Annotated in this window: 22 protein-coding genes and 3 pseudogenes; 20 read left to right on the top strand and 5 right to left on the bottom strand. The window is 39.5% G+C overall.

The window, feature by feature from the left end; all coding sequences use genetic code 11:
- The first annotated feature begins 23 nt into the window (after positions 1–23).
- Complete coding sequence (locus EDI29_RS16300; protein WP_137741711.1) at positions 24–353, top strand: hypothetical protein; 330 nt, start codon at positions 24–26, stop codon at positions 351–353.
- A 162-nt stretch (positions 354–515) separates the two neighbouring features.
- The gene (locus EDI29_RS16290; protein ID WP_137741710.1) at positions 516–851 is read left to right on the top strand and encodes a hypothetical protein; all 336 of its coding nucleotides are present in this window, start codon (positions 516–518) and stop codon (positions 849–851) included.
- An 86-nt stretch (positions 852–937) separates the two neighbouring features.
- Here EDI29_RS16290 and EDI29_RS16285 read toward each other — a convergent pair whose 3' ends face one another.
- Complete coding sequence (locus EDI29_RS16285; RefSeq protein ID WP_137741742.1) at positions 938–1,135, bottom strand: SymE family type I addiction module toxin; 198 nt, start codon at positions 1,133–1,135, stop codon at positions 938–940.
- Between the two features lie 2 nt (positions 1,136–1,137).
- On the opposite strand from EDI29_RS16285, the pseudogene EDI29_RS16280 reads away from it, so the two are divergent.
- The 7 genes and pseudogenes from EDI29_RS16280 to EDI29_RS16245 form a co-directional block, all read left to right on the top strand.
- Positions 1,138–1,604 (top strand): annotated as a pseudogene (locus EDI29_RS16280) (RHS domain-containing protein); the annotation flags it as partial.
- Positions 1,605–1,686: 82 nt separating this feature from the next.
- Positions 1,687–2,043 carry a hypothetical protein gene (locus EDI29_RS16275; RefSeq protein ID WP_137741709.1) on the top strand — a complete coding sequence of 119 codons (357 nt, stop codon included), beginning with the start codon at positions 1,687–1,689 and terminating at the stop codon, positions 2,041–2,043.
- Positions 2,044–2,502: 459 nt separating this feature from the next.
- Positions 2,503–2,850: an HNH endonuclease gene (locus EDI29_RS16265; RefSeq protein ID WP_167494525.1), complete on the top strand. Its 348-nt coding sequence runs from the start codon at positions 2,503–2,505 to the stop codon at positions 2,848–2,850.
- A 1-nt stretch (position 2,851) separates the two neighbouring features.
- Positions 2,852–3,172 carry a DUF7716 domain-containing protein gene (locus EDI29_RS16260; protein ID WP_137741707.1) on the top strand — a complete coding sequence of 107 codons (321 nt, stop codon included), beginning with the start codon at positions 2,852–2,854 and terminating at the stop codon, positions 3,170–3,172.
- Between the two features lie 498 nt (positions 3,173–3,670).
- Positions 3,671–3,880, top strand: coding sequence for a hypothetical protein (locus EDI29_RS22890; protein WP_193555670.1), 210 nt, complete (start codon positions 3,671–3,673; stop codon positions 3,878–3,880).
- A gap of 30 nt (positions 3,881–3,910) precedes the next feature.
- Positions 3,911–4,087, top strand: a complete 177-nt coding sequence (locus EDI29_RS23230; protein WP_137741741.1) for a ribonuclease domain-containing protein — start codon at positions 3,911–3,913, stop codon at positions 4,085–4,087.
- 1 nt (position 4,088) lies between these two features.
- Positions 4,089–4,457 (top strand): barstar family protein, encoded by a 369-nt coding sequence (locus EDI29_RS16245; RefSeq protein WP_137741706.1) that lies wholly within the window; start codon positions 4,089–4,091, stop codon positions 4,455–4,457.
- A 63-nt stretch (positions 4,458–4,520) separates the two neighbouring features.
- On the opposite strand, the gene EDI29_RS23030 is transcribed toward EDI29_RS16245, so the two are convergent.
- Positions 4,521–4,718, bottom strand: coding sequence for a SymE family type I addiction module toxin (locus EDI29_RS23030; RefSeq protein ID WP_241664954.1), 198 nt, complete (start codon positions 4,716–4,718; stop codon positions 4,521–4,523).
- A 5-nt stretch (positions 4,719–4,723) separates the two neighbouring features.
- Between EDI29_RS23030 and EDI29_RS23225 the strand changes: the two are divergent.
- Both EDI29_RS23225 and EDI29_RS16235 read left to right on the top strand, forming a co-directional pair.
- Positions 4,724–4,936, top strand: a pseudogene (locus EDI29_RS23225) (RHS repeat domain-containing protein); the annotation flags it as partial.
- Positions 4,937–5,501: 565 nt separating this feature from the next.
- Positions 5,502–5,876 (top strand): hypothetical protein, encoded by a 375-nt coding sequence (locus EDI29_RS16235; protein WP_241664942.1) that lies wholly within the window; start codon positions 5,502–5,504, stop codon positions 5,874–5,876.
- Between the two features lie 54 nt (positions 5,877–5,930).
- On the opposite strand, the gene EDI29_RS16230 is transcribed toward EDI29_RS16235, so the two are convergent.
- A complete protein-coding gene (locus tag EDI29_RS16230; RefSeq protein WP_241664941.1) occupies positions 5,931–6,080 on the bottom strand; it encodes a SymE family type I addiction module toxin in 150 nt (49 codons plus the stop codon).
- A gap of 599 nt (positions 6,081–6,679) precedes the next feature.
- Between EDI29_RS16230 and EDI29_RS16225 the strand changes: the two genes are divergently transcribed.
- The 4 genes and pseudogenes from EDI29_RS16225 (at position 6,680) to EDI29_RS16205 (ending at position 8,814) form a co-directional block, all read left to right on the top strand.
- Positions 6,680–7,156, top strand: a complete 477-nt coding sequence (locus EDI29_RS16225) for a hypothetical protein (RefSeq protein ID WP_137741704.1) — start codon at positions 6,680–6,682, stop codon at positions 7,154–7,156.
- Positions 7,157–7,417: 261 nt separating this feature from the next.
- Positions 7,418–7,759 carry a hypothetical protein gene (locus tag EDI29_RS23165; protein WP_193555668.1) on the top strand — a complete coding sequence of 114 codons (342 nt, stop codon included), beginning with the start codon at positions 7,418–7,420 and terminating at the stop codon, positions 7,757–7,759.
- A gap of 116 nt (positions 7,760–7,875) precedes the next feature.
- Positions 7,876–8,089 (top strand): annotated as a pseudogene (locus tag EDI29_RS23220) (RHS repeat-associated core domain-containing protein); the annotation flags it as partial.
- Positions 8,090–8,382: 293 nt separating this feature from the next.
- Positions 8,383–8,814, top strand: coding sequence for a hypothetical protein (locus EDI29_RS16205; RefSeq protein ID WP_241664940.1), 432 nt, complete (start codon positions 8,383–8,385; stop codon positions 8,812–8,814).
- A 45-nt stretch (positions 8,815–8,859) separates the two neighbouring features.
- Here the strand turns inward: EDI29_RS16205 and EDI29_RS16200 are convergent, their stop codons facing one another.
- Positions 8,860–9,057: a SymE family type I addiction module toxin gene (locus tag EDI29_RS16200; protein WP_137741703.1), complete on the bottom strand. Its 198-nt coding sequence runs from the start codon at positions 9,055–9,057 to the stop codon at positions 8,860–8,862.
- A 120-nt stretch (positions 9,058–9,177) separates the two neighbouring features.
- Here EDI29_RS16200 and EDI29_RS16195 point away from each other — a divergent pair, with 120 nt between their 5' ends.
- The 4 genes from EDI29_RS16195 to EDI29_RS16170 all read left to right on the top strand — a co-directional run bounded on the left by EDI29_RS16195 (position 9,178) and on the right by EDI29_RS16170 (position 12,476).
- The gene (locus tag EDI29_RS16195) at positions 9,178–9,561 is read left to right on the top strand and encodes a hypothetical protein (RefSeq protein WP_137741702.1); all 384 of its coding nucleotides are present in this window, start codon (positions 9,178–9,180) and stop codon (positions 9,559–9,561) included.
- Positions 9,562–9,966: 405 nt separating this feature from the next.
- Positions 9,967–10,338, top strand: a complete 372-nt coding sequence (locus EDI29_RS16185; protein ID WP_137741701.1) for a hypothetical protein — start codon at positions 9,967–9,969, stop codon at positions 10,336–10,338.
- Positions 10,339–10,889: 551 nt separating this feature from the next.
- Entirely contained in the window at positions 10,890–11,252 is a 363-nt protein-coding gene (locus EDI29_RS16175; protein WP_137741700.1) for a hypothetical protein, read from the top strand.
- Positions 11,253–11,972: 720 nt separating this feature from the next.
- The gene (locus EDI29_RS16170) at positions 11,973–12,476 is read left to right on the top strand and encodes an SMI1/KNR4 family protein (RefSeq protein ID WP_137741699.1); all 504 of its coding nucleotides are present in this window, start codon (positions 11,973–11,975) and stop codon (positions 12,474–12,476) included.
- A 61-nt stretch (positions 12,477–12,537) separates the two neighbouring features.
- Here EDI29_RS16170 and EDI29_RS23160 read toward each other — a convergent pair whose 3' ends face one another.
- Positions 12,538–12,648: a SymE family type I addiction module toxin gene (locus EDI29_RS23160; protein WP_338325769.1), complete on the bottom strand. Its 111-nt coding sequence runs from the start codon at positions 12,646–12,648 to the stop codon at positions 12,538–12,540.
- Positions 12,649–13,553: 905 nt separating this feature from the next.
- Here EDI29_RS23160 and EDI29_RS16160 point away from each other — a divergent pair.
- Positions 13,554–14,252, top strand: a complete 699-nt coding sequence (locus EDI29_RS16160) for a hypothetical protein (RefSeq protein WP_137741698.1) — start codon at positions 13,554–13,556, stop codon at positions 14,250–14,252.
- Positions 14,253–14,785: the final 533 nt, after the last annotated feature.

The following is a 14,785-nucleotide window of genomic DNA, read 5'->3' as shown; positions in this document are numbered from 1 at the left end:
TTTCCTGTTTGGGGTTCTTAAGCATGAAAAGAAATGTTTTTATATTGGAGAGTTTACTTAAGGTTTTTGATGCGAATTATGTTGTTGATTCTGATGTTTCTTTGTTGTCGGGTCTAGATGTCAATAATAAACATGATTTAAAAAAAGCTTGCGAACTCTTACTTAAAGATGAGTATTTTTCTTTTTCTGATAAGGAAAGAAACGACTTTATATCGACAATTGATTATTTTTTAGAAGATAAAGGTTGTGAATTTGAAGACTTATTAGGTAATTTATCTTTGGTCTTTGATGATGATATTTTAAATAACAGGGGGTTTATATCCAATATAAGAGATATTATTAGTTCCTATTAAGAATAAAATCCGGAAGTGATCACACGATCTTTCCGGCTTTTTAATTTATTAGCGGTCAGGTTAGCCGCTACAAATTAATCTGTGTCTCAATAATAATCCTGCCCCGCTCTACCGTGACGGTGACGGGCATTCCGATAATAAATTTCCTCAATGGGGTAAATAATGGGTGGTGCTAATTTTAAATATGCAGATTTAGTCGGATTATTGTCATCACTTGATGATAATGTTGTTACCGATGAAGAGTATGAATTAATAAAAAATAGAAACATTAATAACGATATTGAGCAAGAGGATATAATAGGGGTAATTGTTATCCCATGGTTTAAAGAATATTCTTTTGACGCTAAAGATAAGGTAATGCAATCTTTAGAATTCGCAATTAATAACAGTAATCTTGATGATGTTTTTAATCAGGTTGATTTTGTTTTTAATTGTGAAATTCTAGATAAGAAAAACTTCTTGGTTAGGATAAAGAGTGCTCTTGATAAATATATCTAACTGTTAGCTTATTCCATTTTAATTAAGTTGGAAGAGATCATAAAGATCCTTCCGGCTTTTTACTTTATTAGCGGTCAGGTCAGTCGCTATAAATTAATCTGCGTCTCAATAATAATCCTGCCCCTTTCCACCGTAACGGTAACGGGCATCCCGGTGATAAAGCCGGACTCTTCGAGCCAGCGGCCTTTAAGATTGATGGCGGAGGGCGGATTAGGCCTGCCGTTGTGCGACGCGTATCCCACGGTGTAGTAACGCTCTGTTCTGGCGGGTTTATTAAGTGTGATAGTACGATGTACAGGACCGTCTGGTGCGGGTGAGTTTGCCGGACGGTGCGCGGTGGCGGTATCGTTACGATGCGTTTGGTCGCCGAATCCAGAAGGTGCGCGAGGGCCAGGTGCCATCGGCGCAGGCGGTAGCGCGGGTGGCGTACCGGTGGGACGGTGACCAGCTTATCGGTCAGCAGCAATACTATGCAGATGGCAGTGCGGCACGGGAAGTGCAGTGGGTGTACGAGCCGGGTAGCTTCCGGCCGCTGGCACAGGTGGAAGCGCAGGGGGAAAGTACACAACTGCACTACATCGTGACCGATCTGACGGGAACGGCGAGAGAGCTGTGCAGCGAGGAAGGTGAAATCCGCTGGCGCGGCGAGCAGGGGGACTGTGGGGCGCCCACCGCGAAGAGCGACGTCCTATCCCGCTGCGTCGCTATTTGGGGGATGCGGCGAATGAGGAAGTGTACTGCGAGCTGCGCTATCCAAAGGTGAATTTTCAAAAGTGCAAGTTTCAGTTATGACTTCAGGATCACCTTTTAATACTGGACCACATATAGCTTTGCCATGAAAAAAAAACATGAGATAGATACGAGGTTTGCGATTGCAGTCAATACAGGGCTTGGGGCCTTGGAAACTGCTAATTTCATGAATGAAGCGTTTCCTGATTTCGAAAGGAATACAGCTTTTTCCTTTTTGGAAAGTAAAAATATGGTGGTCTTAGAGAAAAACTTTGATCATGATAATAACAAACTCGATGATGATGATGGATGGATGTTTTATCAGTATGAAATATCTATTTTTCCTGTTAATGAAACAGATTTGGAATATCAAAGGGAGCTGTCGAAGAGGATGTTGGATGTGTTTAGATATAACGGTTTTTTAGCTGAAATTATTTGTGATAGTGATTTTTATGATGAGTGAGTTACCTGAATTATATATTTCTGTTGATGTAGAGGTTGATGGGCCGATACTTGGCCCATATAGTATGTTGTCATTAGGAATGCAAGTTATTGGGAGAATGAGAGTGATTTTTACTTTTATAGTGAATTGAAACCTATATCGGAAAATTTTGTACAAGAGGCATTGGCTGTTTCAGGGTTGAATAGAGATGTCTTATTGAGAACAGCTTCTGAACCTAAAGAAGTAATGCTAAGCGTTCATCGTTGGATAAACAATTAAGGAAAATAGGACGGCCTGTTTTCCTCGCCGCTCCTTCAGTATGGGATGGGACGCAAGAAATGTGATGGGTTAAGACGAGAAAAGGGATAATAAAATATGAGCTAGTATTAGAAAACGTTACCCATTCACATTCCGCTGGGACTTGCGGAGTCTGTCTGTAAATATGCCTCTGGATGACTGCTTAAGAATTTATATTATTCAGTGGCTTACGAAGCCAAGACCGATAGCCGATTTTATTCTGGTCGCTCTGATAAAGTTCATTTCCAAGATGCAAATAAAAAGCTACATGAGGCAATGCAGGTTGACCCGAGCTTTGCAAAAAGTATGGAAGATATGTATCTAGGAATCACCGATGGGGTTAAGCCAGGACCTCGTGGCGCGTATCCAAGACGCTTACCTATAAGTGATTTGACGTGGCATCACCATCCTGAGAAACCTGGAGTTATGCAATTAGTACCTTTATCTCAGCATCAGGCTCCCGGTGTGGTTCAAGAAACCTTACATCCAAGTGGAAAAGGAGGAATGTATAATTGGGACGGAGGACGATGAAATGGTTCAGAAAGATCTAAGAGAAGTATTAAGGGATGCTGGAAATATTGATTGGCGTTTAGCTTTATATCTACCTAAGGATGTTTCGTCTTGGAGTTTAGATTCAGTAGTTATGGTAGAAGATCCCGACGATGTAGATTCAGATTATCCAGATGAAGATCCTGATGTGGTTAAAGATGCTGGGTACAGGTATGTCATGGGAATCCAATCAATACAAGGCATCGTTAATAATGCAAATCTTCAGAAAAATAATGCGCTAGATGAGGATTTTTTCAAGGCATTTATATATTACTTTGAAAATGATGCTTTTATTAAATTATAAGCACAAATAATGTTGAAGTTAAGCCGGAAGAGATCGTAAAGATCCTTCCGGTTTTTTTATTTTTAGCAGCTTGTGTTATTACGCCACCATATTCCCCACCTCAGCCCGTCGGGAAAATGGTTCAGCCACTGGGTGGCCGCACGTTCATCAAACGGGGCGATGTTGAGGGCTTGCAGGTTGCCCCAGAGTTCATGGATAGCCTGCGTGGTGATGATAATACAGCTGGATATGATGCGCAGCTTGAGCGGTTTGTTTGTGCAAAATCCATTTTGTTTCAGTTGTTTCAGTTGTTTCAGTTGTTTAGGATGGGTTGGTGTAAAGTTATGACTACGATGTGGCAGACCGCCTGGTGCCGCGTACCGCGCCGGATGGCAGTACGCTGCATGATGCGGAGAGCGGGCAGCACCTGTCGCCTGACCCGATAGGGCTGCTGGGGGGATAAGGCCACAATCATATGCCACGAATCCTTTAGAGTTCTGTGATCCGCTGGGGTTAGCAATGTCTGTTTGTCAGGCTCTATATGAAAGGTATAAAGACTATCGCTCACAAGTGTATTCGGTTGAAGAGGCCGCAAAATTATCCAAAGGAGCTAATCCTGCTACGATCACCCCAGGCTCTCTTCCTGCTGCGGAAGAAGCAGCAGTAAATAGAACGCTAGGACATATTGATAACGGAGATAAATCTGTTGGAGCTCTTGGGAAAAAATAGGGAACTACGTTTAAAAATCATCAAGGCGAACTGCTTGGTGGAAGTGGTGCAAATTCTCCTTATAGAGAGTATCGAGTAGATCCTGGCCCCGGTGTGAGTGGAGCAGGAGTTAGGCGAGTTGTTGTCGATAGTAATACGGGTGAAACATATTATATCTGGACGCATTACGGTGATTCAGGAAACCCATCTTTTGTAAGGATTAGATGATATGTCTTTGAATTTTTTCCAAACAAACGAACTGGATACACTATCGCATGAGTATGCGGAAAATGGGTATGTGATAATTAATTCCTGTTTCAGTCAAGTAAAAAATATATATGATGTCTTTGATGAAATAAAAATATCTCTACCCCTAGATCCACCATTGCATAGTAGATGCAATTTTGATGCTTTTTCTGATTCTATGTTTGGTGGTTTGGACTCACTTGAAAATGATAAGGTATGCGTTTTTTTAGTAGATATTAAAAAAGCGCTTAGAAATGACAGTAAGAATTATCATATTTTACTAGATATATTTTCTGATAATTTGTCTTATCTTGAGAGTGAAGGGAAAAAGATTGTTTTTTTTATTAGCTAACTAAAAAAGCTGGAAGTGATCACACGACCCTTCCGGCTTTTTGTTTTATGGTCAGGCTAATGGCTATAAATTAATCTGCGTCTTAATAATAATCCTTCCGAGCTCCACCGTAACGGTAACGGGCATCCCGGTGATAAAGCCGGACTCTTCGAGCCAGCGACCTTTCAGGTTGATGGCGGAGGGCGGGTTGGGCTTGCTGTTGTGCGACGCGTATCCCACGGTATAGTAACGCTCTGTTTTGGCGGGTTTATTAAGTGTGATAGTGCGATGTGCAGAACCGTCTGGTGCGGGTGAGTTTGCCGGATGGCGTGCAGCGGCGGTATCGTTACGATGCGGTTGGTCGCCGAATCCAGAAGGTGCGCGAGGGACAAGTGCCATCGGCGTAGGCGGTAGCGCGGGTGGCGTACCGGTGGGACGGTGACCAGCTTATCGATCAGCAGCAATACTATGCAGATGGCAGTGCCGTAAGGGAAGTACAGTAGGTGTATGAGCCGGGTGGCTGTTATCATACTGGGAATATATAAGGCACTATATACCCGTCATACTTCAAGTTGCATGTGCGTTGGCAGCGTTCAGTCACCCGAATCACTTACCTGAGTAAGCTCATCGGGACTCCTTTCCTTGCCGCCTTCCTGAAACTCGAATTATTTAGGGTATAGATCTTTCAAAAGGTCGGAAAAATTTAGATTTTAACCCAGCAGATCAAGGCGGCTTTTAGGTGATAACAGACAAAGTCCAAGCGGAAGAATGAGCAAAGCTACGCCATCACCCTGCTATCGTCCAGTTTGATATTCCGAATTCTGAACTCACAAAACTTGATATCAAAGATTTCAGCTCAGCTAATGATTAATGGGCCGATTTTGTGACTCAAGGCAGAGCTGGGACTCTTTCCCACAGTCATGATGCTGTGAATGATCCGATGTTGGGGAATCCTAGTGTCGTAGAAAGAGGAAAGGTTCCGACAAGTAAAGGTAGCCAATTTGCTATCTTTTTTGATGACGCGGCAAGACTATTCGATAGATTTAAATTATAGAGACGAATATTGTGATAGACGATGTGAATATATCTGATAATTTGATTTTCTGTGATAATGAAACCGGTGGTGAAGTTATATTTAATTATCATACTTGGTGCGAAGTAATAATTGCTGTGATTTTTAAATATACTGGAAAGACCAAAGAAGAAAGCAATTACTTGGTTCATTCTAGCCAATTAATAAAAAATGCTATTAATAGCTATATGTCAGTTGTGTTGTGTAGCCATGAGATTGAGTACCATTGGGCTATGTTGATAGCATATGGTGATTTATATTGGATGACTGGAGTCAGTCAAGATAAACCTGATGGATATTGGGAATGGGAATCTGAATATAGAAAGGTTAATTGTTTAGCTAAAGAAAGTTTTGTCTTTATTGATTAATTTTTAGCCAGAAACGATCGGATGATCCTTCCGGATTTTTATTTTATGGTCAGGCTAATTGCTATAAATTAATCTGCGTCTCAATAATAATCCTCCCCTTTCCACCGTAACGGTAACGGGCATCCCGGTGATAAAGCCCGGCTCTTCGAGCCATCGGCCTTTAAGGTTGATGGTGTTGCATAACGTCACTAATGCTAACCACATGAAAATCAGTATGATTGTACTGTGCAGGCAAGATAACTGAATGCCAAGGTATGGCGGTAGCATGTAAAGTTTATAACAAGCAGCCACTACGATCACTTCCGATAGCACGATCTGTATGATGGATCAATTGTTCCAATGGACCCGATAGGGGTAGCTGGGGATGAGACCACAATCGTATGTCACAAATCCATTGGGATGGATAGAACCCTTAGGCTTATCCAATAGCTCTATTCTTGACAAGGCGATGGAAGGGCAAGTTGGAGATAAGTTATCAGCTCACTATGTTATTCCGAGAGAGAAAGGTGCAGCTATTAAGCGGGAAGGTAGTGCGTTTACGGAGCCGGGAATGCCTCACTATAAAGCCATTGCGCAATGGAGAATTTCTGGGATAAATATAGGCGAGGTGGTGAACTCAATGGCCAGCGACCTACTAATATGAAATATACTCAAGCATTGAAAAGATCTTTAGAAGCTGCTGGGCTACCTGAAAATGAGGTAAGTCAGGTAGTAAGGTATAGTATACAAAATAGAGTTCGAGATGGTGTTCTTGGCAGCGTGAAGGTACCTAGTCTCCCCGGAAGAATTAATCAGGTTAAATCATGAAGATATCTAATGATGCCGTTGATAGACTGCTTAAAGTAGATTGGTTTGCTAATGTTGGTAACCAATGCTCTATTCCTAATATCAAAGTTGCTGCCTCTTTGAATGAGGCTAATTTATCTTTGAGTAGCCTTGATTGGGAAAATGTTACTCTGGAAGAGTCCAATGAAATATCAGGGTATCTTGCAGTTAAACACACTGTTATTTTCCAAGAGTGGAATAATTTAGCAAAAGAAGCTAAGTGTTTTTTGAAAGATAAATTATTGAAAACAATACCCAGGTTGAATGATTTTGACAATGTTCTACTTTTGCAATGTATTGAATGGGATGTTGTTAGTTATTTAATTGAGGATGCATATAAAGATAAAATTAAAAAACCACTGTTCTTTGATTCTTTGATTCACATCTATGAGTCAGGTCATATACCCTGTGGTTGGGATGGGGTGTGGCCCAATGGTAAATTAGTGGTTTATTGATATATAAAAATAGCCGAAAGCGATCTCACAATCCTTCCGGCTATTTTATTTTTATCAGCTTGTGTTATTACGCCAGCATAGTCTCCCATTCTGCCCGAATAATCATTTTATCGGCAGCGCATCAATCATGAACGGCTGGTCGAGTAATCGCTCAGGGTGAGCCAGTGTCAGTTCTCCGTTATCACTTACCTGGTCTGCCCCTGCTGTTGTGGCCGTCGAGTTCGGCCATTAGCGCCGTAATATCGGTGCCCTCATCGAGTCGTGCCTGCATCAGTCCGTTACGTAGAGGCTGATGCGGAACAGGGTATGGGCGGTAAAACCCATCTGCGCCAGTTTGTTGCCTGCCAGCGTCATTTTTGGCAGGTCGCCGCGCTGGAATGCGTATCTTATGCTTATCGCGCCCCTCCCACATCCAGCCCGCCGAGAAAGCGGTTGAGCCACTGCCGCACGTTCATCAAACGGGGTAATGCTGAGGGCTTGCAGGTCTTGCCAGAGTACGTGGTAATCACAATGCCGCCGGGTATGGTGCGCAGCTTCAGCGGTTGCTCGGTGATAAATCCGACTCTTCGAGCCAGCGCCTTTAAGGCTGATGGTGGAGGGTGAGTTGGGCTTGCCGTTGTGCGAAGCGTATCTCACTATGTAGTAACGCTCTGTTTTGGTTACTTTGTTCTCACGAAGACGGCAGAGAAACGAGGTTTGGTTACGATGTGGAAGGTAATGGGGATGCGGCAAACGGGGAAGTGTACTGCGAGATGCGCTATCAGGGGCAGTTGTACGACGCGGAAATACAACCGGCATCGTTACTATGATGCAGAGAACGGGCAGTACCTGTCGCCTGATCCGATAGGGTTGGCGGGGGGTATTAGACCTCAAGCGTATGTACACAATCCGCTCAGCTGGGTAGATCCTCTTGGATTAACGCCGAAAGAAGGGATTAAGTCTAGGGACATATTGAAAAAAGCAAGGGATGGAAATTATGCTATATCGCCAGAGCAGCGTCAGAAGATAATAGATTCCATAGATAATCCTAAATTAAAGAACATGTTTTCTGAATTATATCGTCCTGGTGAAAATGTTCCTGATGGGGGCAAGGTAGCATCTATTCTACATACAAAAATACTGGGCGATTAATTTGCTGATCTGACCGTGTAAATAAAGGTGGAAATTATTTTTTGTGCGCTTAAAAATATCACGAGTGGTTCGGATGGAAGCTTGGGAATTATATCATGGATGATTTAAGGGGAGCGTTGGTATCTATGAAAAATAATGAGTTAATAAACATGCTGAGGGAAAATTTCCCTCTTTTCTCTCAAAGCAATGACGATGACGATGTGTATTTATTATATGGATCTTTTGGATCGTTTTTTATTGATTTAATTAATCTTCGATTTTTTAATAAATGCGATCCTAGAAATTATTTTTATGGCAATGTTGAAGTGATTTATGAAAACAAAGAACTCCTTGATAAAGAAATAGAAAGGATCTGCTTGTTTATTGATGAGGTTTATTTGAGTTCTGACTGTGATGTCCGTGATGTATTAAATACATGTGTATTCGAAGCGATGATGGGGAATGATTTTAGCTATAATTTGGCTAGAAAATTCCTTAGTAAAGAGACTTATAATCATTATTTAGAGATAACTAAAAGGGTTGTTTAGAAAAACTGGAACTTCCGGATTATTATTTTATGGTCAGGTTGTTTTTTATAAATTAATCTGCGCCTCAATAATAATCCTGACGCGCTCCAACGTCACAGTGATGGGCATCCCGGTAATAAAGCCGGGCTCTTCCAGCCAGCGGCCTTTAAGGTTGATGGCAGAGGGCGGGTTAGATTTACCATTGTGCGGGGCGTATCCCACGGTGTAGTAACGCTCTGTTTTGGCGGATTTATTAAGTGTGATAGTACGATGTACAGGACCGTCTGGTGCGGGTGAGTTTGCCGGCCATAATATTCCTAATAAAAATTAGGGTTCTGTCGCGGAAAATAGCACGCACATTCCTTTACCTAATGGAGTAATTCCATGAAAGAACAAGATTTAGTATCCGCTATAAAAGAGCATGATTGGAAGCAAAGTTGGTTGGATTTCTCTGTTTTTTTATATGACCGAGAACGTCTAATCATAGTAGGGAGTGATGATTTATCATACTACCATACGTTGGAAATAATCATTGAATTACCATCATTTGTTCAAGGGATATTGGACTGGCCATGTGATGTGAATGATGATTTTATTAAAATATCTAAAAGTCATTTAGGCGATGAATTTATTGTTGAGTTCTATTCGGATGATGATTTTACGTTTAAGGTAATAGGGAAGTATATATCCATTAATTTTGATACTGTTTTTTATTATAAGAGAGAAGATTTGAAACTAGGTGAGCGCTTAGCATACTTTATTAAATAATAAACAGCCGGAGTCGATCACACGCTCCTCCCAGATTTTTTATGATCAGGTTATTTCTACACATTAATCTCAGTCTCAATAATAATCCTGCCTCTTTCCACTGTAACGGGTATCCCGGTAATAAATTTCGACTTTTAGAGTTAGCGGTCTTTAAGGTTGATGGCGCTACATAAGTTACTAATTCCATCCTCAAGTGTATGTGCATAATCTATTAGGTTTAACTGCTTGGCATGAGTTATATGATTGGTACATAGATAAAGTTTTTTTGGAACGTATTTTAAGGTGCGGGAATGAGAAATGGAGTGAATAAAAAATACGGATTATTATGAATCATACTGATTCTCATATCGATGTAACAGGATTGGGAATGATTACTTCCAATATTCCGATAAAATAGGAAGCGGCATGAAATATATTACCTGTCAGAATTGTTATTCTAGTTACGAATCAGAAGCAGCACGTTGCCCAGATTGTAACGTGTCGCAGGAAAAAAAAGATGATGGGTTGATTTTTTTCACAGATGATGTTCGAAGTGAAATATCTCGGCTTGGTGGTATTACTTATGACATCATTCCGCTTTCCTTTGAAAGATACATAGTTCCATGTGAATGGGGAGTGATATTTTTTGATAATAAAAATAAAACTTCATGGAATTATCTTTGCGGAATAATCAACTCTGTAGAAGTGAGTGAATATGTTGAAGTTTTTCATGGTAATGAAAAAGACTATCTTTCTATTGATAAAGGTAAGTTAATTAAACGAGAGGCGTTAAGATAAATAAAAATCTGGAGGCGATCTCACGATCCTTACTTTATTAGTGGTCAACTATTACAAATTAATCTCAGTCTCAATAATAATCCTGCCTCTTTCCATTGTAACGGGTATCCCGGTAATAAACCCCGACTTTTCGAGCTAGCGGTCTTTAAGGTTGATGGCGCTACATGAGTCGCTAATGCCAATTACATGAAAATAAATATGATTGTATTGTGCAGGTAAGATCAGAATGCCAAGGTATGGTGGTAGCATGTAAAACTTATAACAAGCTGTCACTATGGTAGCTTCTGGTGGTACGTCTGTATGATGGGTTAATTATTCCAGTTGATCCGATAGGTTTATACGACGGTGTCTGACCTCTAGCGTATGTTCATAACCCATTTGGAATGGGGTGATCCGCTGAGATTGGCTGGATCTGGATGTAAACAGCCGAATAGTCCAGAGAATTTAAAAAACTGATCCGTCAGCAGATCGGCATTTCTCAGGAACGGAGAAAACAAGAAATACTGTTAGAAATTGAATCCCACACGGCCTATAGGAAAATGAAAAATTTTATGATCATAAATATGCTTAATGAAATAACGAACGGATATGATGGGGTTATTAAAAATATTAACTTTATTTCCTTTGAAAGTGCGATTGTCGAGGTCTCTGTTATAAGGAGAACTGACAGGGAGTGGGTCAATGTAATATTTGAATTAAAAGGGTTGGTTGAATTTGCTGTTAAGAAAAGAATAAAATGCAGCAATACAGTAATGAGTAATGGTATCTCTTATAAATATATTGAAGACATTCATTATATCGATTTCTCTCCATATTCTGATGATATGGATGATGTTAATGATTATCGTATGTCAGATGTGTACTTTGCTACAAAAGAAATTAAATACAGCATTAATCCTTATTCTGATATATGAAAGGGGAATCGGGTTTTTCTTATGATTACTAATTTGTGTTGATTAATGACCTGATCAATCTATAGCTAAAACCGTAAGTGCTCTCATGATTCGTCCACATTTTTATTTTATTTTCTGGTCAACCATTACGAATTAATCTCAGCCTCAATAATAATCCTGCCGCTTTACCCCGTAACGGTAACGGGCATCCCGGTAATAAATCCCGACTTTTCGAGCTAGCGCCCTTTAAGGTTGATGGCAGAGAGCGAGTTGGACTTGCTATTTTACTCCCCTTATTCTGAGGCTCGCCCTGCGGACCCGCTAAAACTGTTCAAGCCCGTTTGCAAAAGGCTTATGCCACGATGTAGTAACACACTATTTTTGTTGTTTTATTCTCAAGAAGATGGCAATGACACTTGATTTGGTTACGACAGCGAATAGAACCTGTGTGAGGTGTCGCAGAGAGTAGTAAAGTGAGAGAGCCTTTCAATGCTAACGAATCGAAGATAATATCAGGATGGGAAAAATAAACTGATATGAGTTGGCCGAAATTGGCTTAGCCAATTTGAACGCCGCTTGCGGCGGCCCCTCAGGGTGAGGCCCAGAGATGAGCCGAGTATTGTCAACGCACAAGCAGCTTGAAGTATGACGGGTATATACATGGAAGATTCTGCCCATGAAAAACATGTCCTATCATAAACAGGGTGGTGAAATTTTGGATTTGTTAGGGAGGTAAGGATTATGAATATTAAAGAAGCTTGTGATAAACTGAATGAATGGATCTTACTGAGTAATGGATTACTTATAGATATTGGTGCCAGTGAAAAATTTTCTTTTTCTAGAAAGAAAATTTTAAATAAAAATGAGTTATCTAATTTTGAGAAGGTAAGTAAAATAAATTTACCTGATGATTATAAATTTTTTTTAATCACAGTTGGTTCTATTGATATTTTCATTGGTGAAGTCAGTTCTGGAATTGAAATACAGTCACCTTTTGATGTAAAAGGGTTCTCAAAATCTGTTTTTGATAATTATGGTGATGATTTATTTCCTGATTTGTTTTTAACTACATCCATACCAAAGTTTGGGTGTTTTGGCGGTTTTTTATTAGATGGTGAATCTGAAGGGAATTATGGGATATTTTATCCAGAAACTCCACCAGAGCTATGGATAGAAGAATGTGATTTTATGTCATTTAATGATTGGGTTGTTAATTTGGTGGATTTTAAATCAAAGAAAATATAAATAAAGGCAGAAAGTGATCTCACGATCTTTCCACATTTTTATTTTATGATCTGGGCAGTTGCTATAAATTAATCTCAGTATCAATAATGATTCTTCCGCGATCTACCGTGACCGTCACTAGTATTCCGGTAATAAATCCCGACTTTTCGAGCCAGCGGCTTTTAAGGTTGATGGCGTTACATATATCGTTAATGCTAAATGCATGAAAATCAGTATGGTTGTATCGTGTAGGAAAGATAATTGAATGCTAAGGTATGATGGTAGCCTGTGATATTTATAAAAAACTGTCACAACGATCTCTTTCGATAATACGATCAGTATGATGGTTTAATTATTCCAGTTGACCTGATAGGGGCGCTGGGTGGGGATAATAACTACGGGTATGTGCCGAATCCCAATACGTGGGTTGGTCCATTTGGGTTAGCTGGCTGTAAAAATGAAATATACTATACCCAAAATAATTCGAGTTGCATGAAGGCGGCAAGTGAGGGAACCCCGATGAGCTTATTTGAGTAAGTGATTCGGGTGAGTGAGCGCAGCCAACGCACAAGCAGCTTGAGGTATGATGGGTATATCGCACTATGAGTCCAGACGGCTTTACCCATTTACAAAAAACAGGGAGATTACGTCCAACTTTCGAAACATTTATATCACCAACACAAGCCTTCTCTGAAGGTTACAAAGGTATATTGGTTCGTTTTGAATTGGAGGAAAGCCAATCATGCGTATTTCAAAAGTGAAAGAGGGAAACTTAATATTGGTTTAGAAAATGGTAAAATACTTGATATATTTAATTTTTGGATTGACAAAGTGACGAAAAAAATGGAGGTTTTTAAATGAGCCCATATAATCAAGAACTGCTCAATCAATTTTATTCTCAAAACCTTTCTAAAGATGAGATATCAATAACGAGAGTGCCAAATTTAGATTATCCAAACGCTGTCAATAAAATATAGGAATTATTAAATTAAATGCAGAAAAACAATTAAATAGATCATCAAAATCATAGTTTATGATTACTAAACCAGGTGGTGGATTTTGCCTCCTGCAATACTTATAACGTTTGAGGGATGACAGATGAAACCTATTATTTGGGATCTTACGGGTTTTAACATTTCTATGAAGGGTCAGTATGCTGACATTTATGAATTAGAAAAAGACATAGAAAAAAACTCTGGTAGTAGTAACTTTAGTGAAATAGATTCTCTAGACTGGTTTCTATCAAATAAGATCACTGGTCAAATCTCGTTTCTATTACTAACTATCCCTTCGGTTTTAAAAAAAACATCCGAAAGCTCTAGTCTTGACATTAATTCTCTCTGTATCATTAATTCGTCCGAATGTGTTCATGTTTTTTCCGATAATGTTTCAATACAAAACGAAGCCACTTACTTCATTAAAAAAAATGAATTAGTCGTTACATCTAATAACTCACTGATTTTTTATAAAACTCTAATATTAGATGAACTATATTTTTTGCTAGATGAAAATTTTAAGTATCAAGGCTATTTATTAGTCAATGCTACTCATCATATTTATGGGTATACTAAAGAATGCGATGATAATATTTTTAATTCATTTTTAATAAAAATGTTATATTTTTGCAATCAAGAAGCATATGACGCAATGGATGACATGGACAATCATTACTTATTAATGATGAATCAATTGGAAGAAGAGTGTTCCGTTTATCAAAATACTGACGTAAGATTATTACAAATTATTGATTTTATAAAAAATCTCAAGTCAATATTTTACGATATAGAGGTGGATTGAATTTTACGCGTCAAAAAATTAATAAAAACCAACATTTTAATTGAAGCATCCGAATAATTTTTAAGTTGTGAATTTCAGCACTAGTGACATTGCATCACTGGGGGCCCAATGGCTGGGGAAACCGATTTTGTCACCAGCAGCCAGAACGGTGGTTCTACGACCCGACTGGTGAATACTACGTTTCGCCTGATCCGATAGGGCTGGCAGGAAGTATTAGGCATCAAGGTTATGCATTTAATCTGTTAGAATGGGGAGTTCCTCTAGGTTTATAAAAGAAAGATCCACATTCACATAAAGTCCTATTAAGTCGAAACTCTGCAAGGAAATTATTAACAGTAGATGTCTAGATAAAAATTCAGCGTGAAACGGTAAATGGCTTCGATGGGAAAAATTTACGCTAGTTAGGGGAATAAAGATGATGTATTTGATATCACGGAGAAGTTCTCCAGACGCTGTTTCTCAAGTTTATGTGACACGAGGCTTCGCAGGCATAACAGTTTCAGAAAGAAGGACTAATTTAGCACTTCCTCAAA

It is taken from the genome of Pectobacterium polonicum (genome assembly GCF_005497185.1).
Classification (GTDB): Bacteria; Pseudomonadota; Gammaproteobacteria; order Enterobacterales; family Enterobacteriaceae; genus Pectobacterium; species Pectobacterium polonicum.
This window is presented reverse-complemented; position numbering and strand designations above follow the sequence as displayed.

Excerpts from the sequence above, each read along its gene's own strand:
- EDI29_RS16300 (WP_137741711.1), top strand. The coding sequence starts at position 24 with ATGAAAAGAAATGTTTTTATATTGGAGAGTTTACTTAAGGTTTTTGAT.
- EDI29_RS16290 (WP_137741710.1), top strand. The coding sequence starts at position 516 with ATGGGTGGTGCTAATTTTAAATATGCAGATTTAGTCGGATTATTGTCA.
- EDI29_RS16275 (WP_137741709.1), top strand. The coding sequence starts at position 1,687 with ATGAAAAAAAAACATGAGATAGATACGAGGTTTGCGATTGCAGTCAAT.
- EDI29_RS16260 (WP_137741707.1), top strand. The coding sequence starts at position 2,852 with ATGGTTCAGAAAGATCTAAGAGAAGTATTAAGGGATGCTGGAAATATT.
- EDI29_RS22890 (WP_193555670.1), top strand. The coding sequence starts at position 3,671 with ATGTCTGTTTGTCAGGCTCTATATGAAAGGTATAAAGACTATCGCTCA.
- EDI29_RS16245 (WP_137741706.1), top strand. The coding sequence starts at position 4,089 with ATGTCTTTGAATTTTTTCCAAACAAACGAACTGGATACACTATCGCAT.
- EDI29_RS16230 (WP_241664941.1), bottom strand. The coding sequence starts at position 6,080 with ATGTGGTTAGCATTAGTGACGTTATGCAACACCATCAACCTTAAAGGC.
- EDI29_RS16225 (WP_137741704.1), top strand. The coding sequence starts at position 6,680 with ATGAAGATATCTAATGATGCCGTTGATAGACTGCTTAAAGTAGATTGG.
- EDI29_RS16205 (WP_241664940.1), top strand. The coding sequence starts at position 8,383 with ATGGATGATTTAAGGGGAGCGTTGGTATCTATGAAAAATAATGAGTTA.
- EDI29_RS16195 (WP_137741702.1), top strand. The coding sequence starts at position 9,178 with ATGAAAGAACAAGATTTAGTATCCGCTATAAAAGAGCATGATTGGAAG.
- EDI29_RS16185 (WP_137741701.1), top strand. The coding sequence starts at position 9,967 with ATGAAATATATTACCTGTCAGAATTGTTATTCTAGTTACGAATCAGAA.
- EDI29_RS16175 (WP_137741700.1), top strand. The coding sequence starts at position 10,890 with ATGATCATAAATATGCTTAATGAAATAACGAACGGATATGATGGGGTT.
- EDI29_RS16170 (WP_137741699.1), top strand. The coding sequence starts at position 11,973 with ATGAATATTAAAGAAGCTTGTGATAAACTGAATGAATGGATCTTACTG.
- EDI29_RS16160 (WP_137741698.1), top strand. The coding sequence starts at position 13,554 with ATGAAACCTATTATTTGGGATCTTACGGGTTTTAACATTTCTATGAAG.